General features: G+C 64.9%; 11 protein-coding genes. 2 read left to right on the forward strand and 9 right to left on the reverse strand.

Translation table 11 applies throughout. The features are described 5' to 3' along the window. Positions 1 to 47: 47 nt before the first annotated feature. Positions 48 to 2,492 carry a T9SS type A sorting domain-containing protein gene (locus JAO73_RS18695; protein ID WP_198978754.1) on the forward strand — a complete coding sequence of 815 codons (2,445 nt, stop codon included), beginning with the start codon at positions 48 to 50 and terminating at the stop codon, positions 2,490 to 2,492. Positions 2,493 to 2,571: 79 nt separating this feature from the next. Here JAO73_RS18695 and JAO73_RS18700 read toward each other — a convergent pair whose 3' ends face one another. Beyond that, entirely contained in the window at positions 2,572 to 3,972 is a 1,401-nt protein-coding gene (locus JAO73_RS18700; protein WP_198978759.1) for a PQQ-dependent sugar dehydrogenase, read from the reverse strand. 146 nt (positions 3,973 to 4,118) lie between these two features. On the opposite strand from JAO73_RS18700, the gene JAO73_RS18705 reads away from it, so the two are divergent. Further along, complete coding sequence (locus JAO73_RS18705) at positions 4,119 to 4,571, forward strand: GNAT family N-acetyltransferase (RefSeq protein ID WP_198978761.1); 453 nt, start codon at positions 4,119 to 4,121, stop codon at positions 4,569 to 4,571. Between the two features lie 23 nt (positions 4,572 to 4,594). Here JAO73_RS18705 and JAO73_RS18710 read toward each other — a convergent pair whose 3' ends face one another. The 8 genes from JAO73_RS18710 to JAO73_RS18745 all read right to left on the reverse strand — a co-directional run bounded on the left by JAO73_RS18710 (position 4,595) and on the right by JAO73_RS18745 (position 13,051). Continuing rightward, on the reverse strand, positions 4,595 to 5,485 hold the full coding sequence (locus JAO73_RS18710) for an ABC transporter permease (RefSeq protein WP_317191246.1): 891 nt from the start codon (positions 5,483 to 5,485) through the stop codon (positions 4,595 to 4,597). Between the two features lie 71 nt (positions 5,486 to 5,556). After that, on the reverse strand, positions 5,557 to 6,678 hold the full coding sequence (locus JAO73_RS18715) for a glycosyltransferase family 61 protein (RefSeq protein WP_198978762.1): 1,122 nt from the start codon (positions 6,676 to 6,678) through the stop codon (positions 5,557 to 5,559). 4 nt (positions 6,679 to 6,682) lie between these two features. Continuing rightward, positions 6,683 to 7,753, reverse strand: coding sequence for a glycosyltransferase (locus tag JAO73_RS18720; RefSeq protein WP_198978764.1), 1,071 nt, complete (start codon positions 7,751 to 7,753; stop codon positions 6,683 to 6,685). Between the two features lie 123 nt (positions 7,754 to 7,876). After that, positions 7,877 to 8,857 (reverse strand): glycosyl transferase, encoded by a 981-nt coding sequence (locus JAO73_RS18725; protein ID WP_198978766.1) that lies wholly within the window; start codon positions 8,855 to 8,857, stop codon positions 7,877 to 7,879. A gap of 69 nt (positions 8,858 to 8,926) precedes the next feature. Beyond that, positions 8,927 to 9,931, reverse strand: coding sequence for a glycosyltransferase family 2 protein (locus JAO73_RS18730; protein ID WP_233169284.1), 1,005 nt, complete (start codon positions 9,929 to 9,931; stop codon positions 8,927 to 8,929). Between the two features lie 222 nt (positions 9,932 to 10,153). Next, positions 10,154 to 11,104 (reverse strand): glycosyltransferase family 2 protein, encoded by a 951-nt coding sequence (locus JAO73_RS18735; protein WP_198978768.1) that lies wholly within the window; start codon positions 11,102 to 11,104, stop codon positions 10,154 to 10,156. After that, positions 11,101 to 12,156, reverse strand: coding sequence for a glycosyltransferase family 2 protein (locus JAO73_RS18740; protein WP_198978770.1), 1,056 nt, complete (start codon positions 12,154 to 12,156; stop codon positions 11,101 to 11,103). The genes JAO73_RS18735 and JAO73_RS18740 overlap by 4 nt, the downstream gene beginning before the upstream one ends. A gap of 10 nt (positions 12,157 to 12,166) precedes the next feature. After that, positions 12,167 to 13,051, reverse strand: coding sequence for an FkbM family methyltransferase (locus JAO73_RS18745; protein ID WP_198978774.1), 885 nt, complete (start codon positions 13,049 to 13,051; stop codon positions 12,167 to 12,169). Positions 13,052 to 13,053: the final 2 nt, after the last annotated feature.

A 13,053-nucleotide genomic window follows, 5' to 3' on the forward strand; every position in this document is an offset into this window, starting at 1 on the left:
ACTTCGTCATACTCCACCCGCATTTTTTACCTTTTTCCCTTCACCCAATGAATACACCTTTACATGCGCGGCGGCGCGGGCCTTTGGGCTGGGCGCTGCTTTTGTTGACAGCTTTGCTGTTTAACCGGCCCACCCAGGCTCAGACTGTTGACACGTATACGCTGGCGGCCAGTGCGGGCACGTTCACGCCGCTACCCGCCACGGCCACGGCCGTGACCACCATCAGCACCGACGACGCTATTACCGGAGCCATTCCGCTGGGCTTTAGCTTTGTGTTTGATGGCGTTACGTACACGCAGGTGTACGCCAACTCCAACGGGTGGATTTCCTTCAACGCCTCGGCTCCGGCCAACGGCACGGCGGCCTATAGCAATGCCCTGGCCACGGTGAGCGCGGCCTCGCGGCCCATGGTAGCCCCGTACTGGGACGACCTGGACGGCGTGAACGGCACAGCGTCGTACCAGACTACGGGCACGGCCGGCAGCCGAGTCTTCACGTTTCAGTGGCTGAACTGGCGCCAGCACAGCGCCACGGCGGCGCCCCAGTTGTCTTTTCAGGTGCAGTTGGTGGAAGGCACCAACTTGGTGCGCTTCGTGTACCGCCCCGAGCCCGCGGCCATCACCAGCACGGCCTCGATTGGCTTGGCCGGCGCAGGCACGGGCAGCGGTTCGTTCCTGTCGCTGAACAACACGAGCACGACTCCGGCGGCCAGCTCTACCACCGAAACCAGTAACATTGCCACGGCTCCGGCTGCGGGCCAGACGTATACGTTCACCCCGGCCGCGCCCGCGGCCTGCCCCGCTCCGCGCAACCTGGCCGCTACCGTGACCAGCAACTCGGCGGTGCTGACCTATAGCGTGACCAATACGCCGGCGGGCCCCTTCACCATTCTGTACGGCCCCACCGGCTTCAACCCGGCCCTGCCAGCTTCCGCCACCAACGTGTATTCGACGGCCACCGCCACCGGCACCACGTTCACCATCACCGGCCTGACGCCTCTGACGGGTTACCAGTTCTACATTGTGCAAAACTGCGGCGGCACGGCCGGCAGCAGCACGCGTTCCAATGCGGGTAGCTTCACGACGGCCGCCGTGGCGCCGGCCAACGACGACTGCGCCGGCGCCATCAACATTCCCGTTCAGTTTGGGGGTTGCACGGCGCCCACCATGGGCAACAACACGGCCGCCACGGCCTCGACGGGCGCCCCGGCGCCCACGAACTGCACCACGGGCGGCGGCACGGCCGAATACCAGGGCGGCGACATCTGGTTTAAGGTGACGGTACCGGCCACGGGCACCGTGACGCTCGAAACCTCGGGCACGGGCGGCCCCGTTACCGACACGGGCATGGCCGTGTACTCGGGCACCTGCACCACCCTCAACCAGATTGAGTGCGACGACGACGACAGCCAGAACGGCCTGTTCTCGCTCATTGCCCTCACCGGCCGCACGCCGGGCGAAGTGCTCTACGTGCGGGTGTGGGAGTACGGCAACGACACGTTTGGCCCCATTGGCGTGTGCGCCACGTCGCCTTCCAACTGCGCCGTGCCCACCGGCCCCACCGCCAGCAACCTCACCAACACGACGGCTCAGCTGACGTGGGTGGCCCCCGCCGGCACGCCCGGCACCTACGACGTTGAGTATGGCCCGCAGGGCTTCACGCCGGGCACGGGCACCACGGTCGCCAACATTTCGGGCACTACCACCACGCTCACCGGCCTTACCCCCAGCACCGCCTACTGCTTCTACGTGCGCCAGAACTGCGGCTCCACCAACGGCAGCAGCACGTTTGTGGGTCCCATCTGCTTCACCACGCCGCTCACGGCCCCGGCCAACGACGAGCCCTGCGGCGCCATCACCTTGGGCACCACTACCATCACGGGCTCCAACGTGGGCGCCACCACCAGCCTCCAGAACGGCATCAACGTGCCGGCCTGTGCCCCGGCCGCCGTGCCGAAAGACGTGTGGTACGCTTTCACCGCCACCGCCGCCACCCGTGCCATGACCGTTACGGGCACGGCCGCCGGCTCGGTGCGCGTGTACACGTCGCCGAGCTGCTCGGCTGGTCCGTTCACGCAAGTGTTCTGCCAGGCTGGTCCCGGCAACAACCAGAACGTGGGCCCCATCAACATCACAGGCCTGACGGTGGGCACGCGCTACTACGTGGCCATCAGCGGCTACGGCAGCTCCGACACGCCGGGCACCTTCACCATTGCCGGCACGCCCACGGCTACTCGCGCCCAGGCTGACACCGAAGCCCTGCTGGTGTACCCCAACCCGAGCAGCACCGGCCAGCTCACGCTGCGCCTCAGCGGCCCCACCGGCCTTGGCCAGGCCACGCTGCTGAACGCACTGGGCCAGACCGTGCGCACGCAGGCCCTGAACGGCACTGCCGAGCAGACGCTCTCGACCCGCCACCTGGCCGCTGGCCTCTACACGCTGCGCGTGACCGTGGGCGAGCAGGTGCTCACCCGCAAAGTGGTGCTGGAATAGCCTCCGCGTTGTTTCATATCAAAAAGCCCCGGCGAGTGCCGGGGCTTTTTTTGTGTTGGTACCGGCGGGTTGGGGCGGGCTATTCTACCACCAGCCGGCGCGTGGCACGACCGGCTGCCCCCTCAGCTTCTACAAAGTAAGTACCGGCGCGCAACGTGCTCAGGTCCAGCGCAGCGGTGAGGGAGCCGGGGCGAGTGGCGGCCACGGGGCGCCCCAACACGTCGCGGATGGTGAGGCGCGTGGCCGGCGCCGCCAGCCGCACCGTGGCCGAGCGCCGGGCCGGGTTGGGAAAGACGTCGAAAGAGAGGTTTGCTTCGGGCCGGATGGCCGATGCAAACGAACGGTTTTCGAGCACCAGAATGCGGTCGTCGGTGGCAGCGGGGGTGCTTATCTGGCCGCGCAGGTTGCTGGTGCCCACGTATACTTTGCCCGCGGGCGATACGCAAATGGCGCGTAGCCGGCCAAACAGGCCCGCCAGGTAGTCGGTGCGCCCGGTGATGGCGGTGCCCGCCGCGTCCAGCGGCAGCTGCAGCAGGCGCTGGTCTTTGAGCACAGCCAGCAGCAAGCTACCGCGCCAGCCGGGGATGGCCGGGTGGTCGTAGTAGGCCAGCCCGGCCGGCGCGATGGTGGGCGTCCAGGTATAAAGCGGCTCGCGCACGTTGTTGGCGGCGCAAAAGGTTCTTTCGGCGGCCAGGTTGCAATAGCCTTCCACGTCGGGCCAGCCGTAGTTGCGGCCGGCTTCAATCTTGTTAATCTCGTCGTCGTTGTTGGGGCCGTGCTCCGAGCTGTAGAGGCTGCCGCTGGGCAGGCGCACGAGCCCCTGCGGGTTGCGGTGGCCCAGCGTATACACCAGGCTGTTGGGCGCCGGGTTGTCGGTCGGCACGGTGCCGTCGAGGTTCATGCGCAGGATTTTACCGTTGAGCGAGGTCGGGTTTTGGGCCAACGACGCCTGCGAGGCATCGCCGGTGGTCACGAGCAGCGTGAGGTCGGGCAGAATGAGCAGGCGCGAGCCGCTGTGCGTGTTGAAGGCCGTGATGCCGCCCAGCAGCACGAGCGGGGCCGTCAGGGTGTTGGCCGTGGCCGAGTAAGTGTAGCGCACCACTTTCTCCTTGAGGCTGCCGGCGTCGGTGTAGTTGTACACCACGTACACGTAAGGCGAGGTGGCAAACTGCGGGTGCAACACCATGCCCAGCAGGCCGCTCTCGCTCACGGTCGTCACATCGGGCAGGGTGAGCAGGGGCAGCACCTGCCCCGTGGCCGGATTGATGCGGCTGATGCGGCCGTAGCGTTCCGTGGCCCACAAGAAATTATCAGGGCCCCACAGCAACTCCCACACCACGTCGAGGTTGGTGGCCACGGCCGAGACCGTGACGGTGGTGGCGCCCACGGCAAAAGTGCTGAGCGCAGGCGCCTGCCCAGCCGCCGCCAGGGGCGCCGCGCCGGCCCAGGCGGCCAGCACAGCAAAGCGTAGCGTTTTCATAGTAATTGAGTAATGCAGTGAGAATAAGCAGACGTGGGGTTGGAAATGCTAACGCATCGGCCCGGCCTCTGGATGTGCAACCGCTGCCAACGGCCGCGGGTTTGTAGCTTGCTGCCCCTGCTTCATTCCTTCGCCTTTTGCCGCTCATGCCCGACTTCATCACCGAAACCCGGCCCGATGGCTATTCCCTTAGCACCGACCCGGCCCGGCTCGACGTGGCCGCCGTGCACCGGTGGCTGAGCGAAGAATCGTACTGGGCGCGGCACATTCCGCGGGCCACCGTGGAGCGCGCCATTGCCCACTCCCTGAACTTCGGACTGTATGCGCCCGACGGCAGCCAGGCTGGCTTTTGCCGCGTGGTGACGGACCGGGCCACGTTTGCCTGGCTCTGCGACGTGTTTGTGCTGCCCGCGCACCGCGGCCGGGGCCTTTCCAAATGGCTGGTGAGCCGGATGCAGGCCCACCCCGACCTGCAAAACCTGCGGCGCCACCTGCTGGCCACTTACGACGCGCACACGCTGTACCAGCGCTTTGGCTACCAAGCGCTGGACCGGCCCGACCGGTGGCTGGAAATCAAACAGGCCAACCCCTACGGCTAAGCGTTGGGCCAGTTCCGATGACGCTACACGGTATCGGTGAAGCTCCGTTGCGTGCGATTGAAAATAACGATGCCGAGCAGCAAGATGACGACGGTCAGCAACGCGCTCAGCGCCAAGCCGTGCCAGCTAAACGTGCCCGAGCCCAGGAAGCCGTAGCGCAGCGTTTCGATGATGGGCGTGATGGGGTTGGCTTGCAGCAGCCACCGGTAGTGCGCCGGCACGCTCGACACCGGATAGATGACCGGGCTGGCGTACATGGCCAGCTGAATGCCAAAGCCAAGCAACACAGCCAAGTCGCGGTACTTGGTGGTGAGCGCGCTGAAGACCATGCCAATGCCCAGCGAGAGCAGGCCCATGAGCCCCACCAGCACGGGCAGCAGCAGCAGATAGGCATTGGGGTGTACCGTGCTGGTATTCACCCAATAATACGCCCATACCGCCAAGAACAGCGCAAACTGCACGGCAAAACGGATGAGGTTGGAGAGCACAATGGACAGCGGCATGGCCAGCCGCGGAAAGTACACCTTGCCGAAAATGGCCGCGTTGTCGCGAAAAACGGACGCCGTGGCGGTCAGCGTTTGGGCAAAGTAGTTCCAGATGGTGACGCCCGAGAGGTAGAACAGCAGCGCCGGCAGGCCGTCGGTCGAGAGCCGGGCGATGTTGCCGAATATGACCAGGTACATGAGCGTGGTGAGCAACGGCTGCGCCACTATCCAGATGGGGCCCAGAATGGTTTGCTTGTACGAAGCCACAAAATCGCGGCGCACGAACAGCAGCACCAGGTCGCGGTAGCGCCACACGGCCGCCAGCCCCAACTGGAACAAGCCCTCTTGTGGCTCAATGATTTCGGTCCAGTAGGCGGGCTCTTCGGCCGCGGGCGAAGACGCCGGAGGCGTGCTAATATCTGTATTCACGTAGAGACGAAGTAGTTCGTGTCGGCGAGGCGCATCGGCCAAACCCGACAAAGAGCAGTGTGGCGAAGAGCTTAGGTTGATACTTCGCGGGTGCTGGCCAAGGCAAGCGTGGTGACACCCTTCAGCAACTCCATGTCAACGACCACATCCGATTGGTTGCCCAGCCGGGCGTCGACGCCCTGACACGGGCAGATGTAGAACTCCAGCCCCAAACAGGAAGCCAGCCGCAAATAACACGGGTCGCTGTATTCTCTGTTATGAATTTCCACAACCCGGGCCGTATCGGGCAGAAACAGCAGGTTGGTCATGTTGGCGCCGTGCACGGCCAGCAACACCTCCGTCTCCTGCATCAGCCGGACTTGCTCCAGCAACGTCAAGTGCTCAAAATACACCTTTTCGAAGCCTTCCTGCTGCAGCCACGCTTCCACTTCCGGCTCGTTGAGCAAGTTGCGCGGAAAGCCCGCGGCCCGCGCCGCGTACACCCGCCGGAACGAGCGCACCGGCTCGGGGCACAGCGCCTTGAGTAGCTCCTGCCGCACCTGCCGCACGAGCTCGGGGCGCTGGGTGAGCGAGGCGGCCGTGAGGTCGGGCAGAATCACGGTTTGGGCGCTCAGTATTTGGCGGGGGTTGAGGGGCAGGTGGTCGGTGAAGCCCAGCAGGCGGGCGCTGGTCGCAATAAACTCCGGCACCGGGTGCAGCGCCGACACCCGCGGCAGCAGCAGCTTCATGCCGGGGTAGCGGCTGCGCAGCACCAGCAACCGGGGCAGGCTGTCAATCAGCCAGTGGTAATAGTTTTCCGTCGACCACTGGTTGTGGCACACGGCAATTTCGGTGTCGCTCACCCTCACTTTTTCGCCCACCCACTGGCGCAGCAGCAGCGTGTCCTGAAACCGGCTCAGGAAACTACGGCGCACAATGCTGGGCTCGAAAAGCCGGAAATTATTGAACACGGCACCGTCCCAGGTCACGTGTACGTTGCGCAGGGAGTAGATGTGGTAGGGCAGGAAGTGCACCGGCAGCGTGAGGCGGGCCACCAGGGCGCGCGTGAGCATGGCGGCATTGGCGGGCGGCGTGGGGCGGTAAGACGCGCGGGCCGGAAACGTTTTCTCCACCACCGCGCCCTGCCACCCCGGCAAAGACCTGGCAATTCGGTTTACCAGGGCATCCCCGACGGCCTTTATCAACTTATACATACATTCAGGCGGTTAGGGAGGCTTTGGGTGAGCGCAGGCGTTGTTGGAAGCCCCGCACCCGTTCGTAGTATGCCCGCACTTGGCCGTAGTGCCACAGCATTTCGCGCATCACCACCAACGCGTGGCGCTGGTTCATCAGGGGCAGTCGGTTGTTGGCGAGCCAAGCGCGCACAAAGGCCGGCTGACATACGTTTTTGCATACGCCCCACGCGGCGTACCCCAGGTCCTTGAGCAGGTTCGCAGGGACGGAGCCGTCGGGCCGGCCCCACAGGGCGTTGCGGTAGGCGTTGAGGCGGGGCGTGGCCCGAGCCGAAGCGTAGAACAGCCGGTCGCGGTAGTCCTCGGTGAGGCGACCCGGCGCCATGTGGTGGCGCAGGTGCAGCCGCGACGAATACCACACCTCGTAGCTCAGCAGCTGGGCGGCGTAGCACAGCTCGTCGTCTTCGCCGGCGGTCAGGTTGGCTTCGCCCTGGCGCCCCGTAAAGAGGCTGGCAAACCCGCCGGTTCGCAGCCGTTGCCAGATTTCGGCGCGCACCAGCATGCCGGCCCCCCACAGCACGTTGCGGCCCACCGGCCCGTCGGCCAGCGGCGCGAAGGCCCCGCCCACGCGGTCGAGCTGCGGCCCCGACGCGTAGCAGTGCTGAAAGTCCGGAAACCACGCCGGCGCCTCGCCGTCGAAGGTGGCCGTGTTGGGCCCGCCCAAAATGCCGATTTGCGGATGGGCCTCCAGCAGTTCCACGCCGGTGCGCAGGTAATTGCGGTCGAGGCGGTTGTCGTCGTCGACGATACAGGCGTAGCGATACGAGACGTGGTCAATGGCGCGCTGCATGGCCACTTTGTAGCCCGGCCGAGGCTCGTGCAGCTGCCGCAGCGGCGCGGGCGCGCCCAGCGCCTCCCAGGCTTCGCGCGCCAGTCGGGCGCTGCCGTCGGTGCTGGCGTTGTCCACAAAAATGACTTCCCACGCAATGCCCGCCGGGTTTTCCTGCGCAGCCAGGCAAGCCAGCGTTTCCGCCAGCCGCGGCGCACCGTTGTAGGTGCACAGAAGAAAAGAAACACCCAGCTTATTCTCTGGCATAATTGCAATAATAACTTAAATACATTCCATAAATCGCAAATAAACGCGAGTTGTTTGCAAGGAATGGCAGCGGGGCTACGGTAGATAGGCCGCTGAACAATACGCGGCCGCCTGAGAAACGGCTTAGTCGAGCATGGCCCGCAGGCGACGCAGCACCCTATGCTTGAGCTCAGTGTAGCTGCGATAGTTGGGCTTCAGGGCCTGGCGATGCAACTCGCCGTAGTAGGGCTTCAGGGTTTTCAAAAATTCGCCGCGATGGTTGAGAACCTGTTGGCGGTATTCCGTAAAAAGCGGCAGCAGGTCGGGCCGGTTGCCGAAGGTGAAACGGTTGTGGTAGGAGCTGATGACGTCCGGCGCCTTGATGTTGTAGTGGCTAAAATGGAAGAAGGCCAGCTCGGCGCTGCCGTTCACCCACCACCTGCCGGCGGCGTCGCGGCTCAACGTGCGCTCGTGCAGGTTCCAGTTGGCCACGTTGTAGCCAGGGTCGCGAATGATGTAATACGATTCGAAGAAGGTTGGCACGTAGTTCATCCAAATCTGGTCGTAAAACAGCCCTTCTATGGCATTGCGAAAGCCGTACTGCAGGCAGCGGTCGGCCCACCAGTCCAGAAAAAAAGCCAGCTGCGGGTGCCGGGCCAGCGCCACAAATCCCAGATTGAACACGCCAGTGGGCAAAATGTGTACGTCGTTGGGCCAAAACTCGTCGTCCACAGGCGTGAGCATGTGGGGCGTGAGCGTCACCATGGCCTGCTCCAGGCCGTGCTGCACGGCGGCCAGGGGCGCAAACACCTCAATGTCGGGGTCGAGGTAGATGGCCTGGGTAGCACCCAGTTTGAAAAAGAAGTGCTGGAAATAATAGGGTTTGGCCGTGGTGCTGAGCTCGATGATGTCGAATTTCTGGCTCAGTTCCCGCGGGTCGGGCATGGCGATGTCGGTGACGGGCAGCACCGTGCAGCCCAGCGCTGAGTAGTCCACCTGGTCGGAGAGCAGGTCAACGAGCCCGATGTACACCTCGAAATCGGGGTGATGGCGCTTGATGGAATCAACCAACACCCCGGCCGAGCCTAAGTAATTGTTCGAGCAAATGGTGAAGGCAACTTTCATCGTAAACAGCAAAACGTGGAGGGAACAACGGCCCGCGGGCCCCGGCTGCGCGCCAAACCGGGCGGAGGTTTACCCTTTACGAAATTTTTCCAGCATGTACTTAGCCCACGACCGCACCACGTGCCGGTAGATGGCCGGGTGGCGGCTTAGCTCGAGCGACTTGCGCACCAACCGGTGCACGAAGCCCCAGTCTTTGGTGGTTTCGGCCAGTTGGTAGGCCGCGCCAATAACAAAGTGCGCGTAGTGCTGCCCCGACACCTGGGCCAGCCGCCGACGCTGCGCGGCGGGCACGTGCGCCTGCACGCGGGCCATTACCTGGGCCAAGTCCGTCACCACCTCGCCCGTCTGCAGCTTATTCGAGGAAATGGACTGGGTATGGCCGCGGTACTCGGCCAGGACGTCGGGCGTATACGCCACCGGGTAGTAGCGGGCAATGCGCACCCACATTTCCCAGTCCTCGCCGTAGCTGTTGCCATAAAAGCTGCCCAGCGCCTCGTACACCGAGCGCCGCACCACCGTCGACACGTACTGCATGCGTTGGTATTCGGCCAGGCGCAGCAGCCAGTTTTCGAGAATGCCGTCGGCCTCGGCCTGGGGCGTGGGCACGCCGTTGGGGCGGCCGGCCTCGTCGATGTAGGCGTAGTGGCTCACGGCAGCGCCGGCCTCCGGAAAGCGGCGCAGCAGGTCGTCGAGCTTGGCGTAGAAGCCGGGGCGCACCCGGTCGTCGCCGTGCAGCAGGTGCACCACGTGGCCCCGTGCCCGGTTGATGCTGGTTTCGAAGTTGCGGATGCTGCCCACGTTGCGCGGCTGGCGGTAGTACCCCACCCGGCCCTGTCCAATGGCGGCCACCAGCGCCTCCACGTCGGCATCGGTGCTGGCGTCGTCCACCACCTCAATCTGCATGTGCTCGGGGCCGGGGGCCTGGGCTAGCACGCTGTTCAACGCGTCGGGCAAAAAAGCAGCGCAGTTATAGGCCGGAATCATCACCGACCACCGGGGCCGGTCGGGGGAGTCGGCCAGCGCCGCAATGCGGGGCGGGTTTTGCGGAAATCGTTCCGGGTCGGGGTAGGTCATGCAGCTGGCAGGCGCTAAGGCAGCGTCCCGGCTAGGAAGGGCGAGAGTGTAAAGGCCGCCGGACAGCAACCGCCGGCAAGCGAGCTTCATGGGCAGCCCTGCACCATCCCAACCGGGAAGGCAGGCCCGTGTTCTGTTTCGCTACTGATGGGCGCTCAACAAGATGCTTGCAGGGTCAAAATTACGCTAACGCCCGTCTTTACGACAAATTATATTCATTTATTATTTTTTTATTGCATTACGCGCATGCCGCCGCAGCCAGTAAACCACGTCTTTGGCACTTGCCCAGTACCGGCCGCTATCAAGCGCCAGTTGGGCGAAGCCCAGCAAGCCGCGCCGGAATTGGGCGTGCTCCAAGTAGTAGCTGGCGTTTTCCAGCCGAATTTCGTTGAGCAACGCTTGGTTTAGCGCCACGAGGCTGGCATCGCCCAACCCGACCAGCAGTGGCTTAAGGTGCACGCGCAGTCGCTCCACGTTGGCCACTACGCGGGCGCGGTCCTGGCTGGTGCTGCGCGAGTGCACGCGCACCAACGTCTGGGTGCCGGGCAGGTCCTGGTAGTCAAATACCTGCCCGCCAGCCGCGCACCGCAGCCAGAACTCCCAGTCTTCGACCGCGCCCAGCCGCTCCGAAAACGCCCCTACGGCCTCGAACACCGACCGCCGCAACAAGGGCGCGTGAATGACCACCCGGTTTTCGACCAGCAGCGGGCGCAGCACCGCCGCCCCCGTGCCGTGCAAGGGCACAAACCACGCGGTGGTGTCCTGCATGTCGAACGAGCGGCTGAGCACGGCCGGCTCGCCGTGGCGGAAGTAGCGCACGTCGCCATACACCACGTCCACGGTGGGGTGCGCGGCCAGGTAGGCCAGCTGCGCCTCCAGCTTGCGCGGCGGCAGCAGGTCGTCGGCGTCCAGAAACTGAATGAATTGGCCGCGTGCCTCGCGCAGGCCGTGGTTGCGCGCCGCCGAGGCCCCCGCGTGGGGCCGGGCCAGGTAGCGGATGCGCGGGTCGCGGGCCGCGTAGTGGGCCGCCACGGCGGGGGTCGAGTCGGTCGAGCCGTCGTCTACCACCAGGCACTCCCACTCGGCGTGGGTTTGGGCCAGCACCGAGGCCAAGGCTTCGGGCAGCAGGGCGCCGTAGTTGCGGCACGGCACAATGATGCTTACCAGACTCATGCGGCGGGCGTTGAAGGTGAAGGACTTGGCACGCGCCAGCCCACGGCGCACTTGGCCAGCAGCTTCAGGCGGGCCATTGGGCCCAGCGGGTCCGGAAAGGGCTTGGGGGCCAGTAGCACCGGCCGCGCGTAGGCCCAGCCGTGGCGCTCAATGGCGATGACGGCCTCTTGCCAGGCCGCGGCAAACAGCTCCTCAAACCACGCAGCCGGGTAGGCCTGCAGCCGGGCGTTCTGGCTGGCTATGGTGCGCATGGTGGCCAGCAGCAGCTGCAGGTCGTGGGCGGTGCGCGGGCGAGTGGCGCGGTCCAGAATGCGCAGGTACCCCTCCCACTCGGCGGGCGTGAGTTCGAAGCCTTTGTTGAGCAGCTGGCGGCGGCGCGTTTCGTTCACGCTGGCCAGGCGCTTGGCGGTGAGCACCTGGCTGGTTTGGGTGGGGTGCACGCGGTAGGCCAGCAAGGGCTCGGGCAGGTTGGCCAACTGCGTCACCCGGCTCAGCTCGTACCACAGGCGGTAGTCTTCGGCGGGCATGGCGGCGGCGTCATAGCGCAGGCGGTGTTGGCGCACGATGTCCGTGCGCAGCAGCACGGTGGGGTGGCCAAAGGGGCTGCTGCGCAGCAGCCAGCGCCGGATTTCGGCATCGGTTTCGGGCACCGGCACCAGGCCCTGCCGGCTGCCAAACTCGCGGTAAGCCGTGCCGCACAACCCAATTTCGGGATGGGCTTCGAGCAGGGCCACCTGCCGGGCCAGGCGGTCGGGGTCGGCCACGTCGTCGGCGTCCATGCGGGCCAGGTAGGGGCCGCGGGCCAGCTCCAGGGCGTGGTTGAGGTGGGTCACGTAGCCCACGTTGTCGGCGTAGTCGAACAGGCGAATGCGCGCGTCGGTGAAGCCGCGCAGCAGCATGCCGCTGCCGTCCGTGGAGCCGTCGTTGAAAATCAGCAGCTCGAAATCGGTAAACGTTTGGTTCAAAATGCTCGCCACGGCCTCTGCCACGTAGGGCGCACTGTTATACACCGGCATCACCACACTCACCAACGGCGCACTAGCAGCAGGCATGGGTCAGCAGTTAAGGGTGAAGGGCGTGCAGGGGCAGCGACGCTCCCTCGCGCATGCCCACCAGGTATTCGCCGCTTTGGCTGATGCGGAAGCCGGCCTCCTGCAAAATGGCCTTGATTCGGTCCTCAATCCGGTACTCGTCGTGTACTTCAATGGCAATCACCCGCGTAATGGCCAGAAACGCCAGCCCCTCGCGGGCTTCGTTGAAAATGTACCGTTCGCCGCCTTCGATATCAATTTTCAACAAGTCGATGGCCGTCACGCCGTGCTGCGCCGCAATGTCGTTGATGCTGACGGCATCCACGTGTTCCGCGAGGTTGCCGCTGGGCGTTTCCGTCAGGGCAATGGACCAGTCCTGGCCGTCGCGAAACGAGCGGTCGAAATAGAGCCGGGCCGCCTTGTGCCACACGCCGGTGGGCAGCAACACGGCCGCCACGGCATTGGCGGCAACATTTTTTTGCAGGATGCGAAAGTTATCGGGCGCGGGCTCGACGGCAAAAATGCGGGCTTCGGGAAAGGCGTGGCTTAGCCGAACGGCCGCCAGCCCGATGTTGCTGCCAATATCGAAAATGGTGCGAATGGGCAGCTCCCGGGCCCTAACCAGGTCGATGAGCGGCGCCAGCTCGTGCCGCACGTACAGCTGCCAGAGCACCAGCAGGTCGCTGGACAGCTTGCGGCAGAAGAGCTTAATGCCCCGGGCTTCGCTCGTCAGCACAAAGCAGTCGCCCTCGCTGGCCACGCGGTAACCGTCGGCCTTCAGGGCGTTGAGGCGTTCGTTTTCCTCCAGAATGTCGGCGGAGCGGCCCGTGAGGCGCTTCCGCACGGTGGCGCCCACCAGCTGCAGCGCTTCGGCCGGGCTCCACTTGGCGAAGGTGTTGCGAAAGGTGGTCATCATAG

Origin of the sequence: Hymenobacter miniatus, from assembly GCF_016427455.1 — a bacterium.
GTDB classification, from domain to species: domain Bacteria; phylum Bacteroidota; class Bacteroidia; order Cytophagales; family Hymenobacteraceae; genus Hymenobacter; species Hymenobacter armeniacus.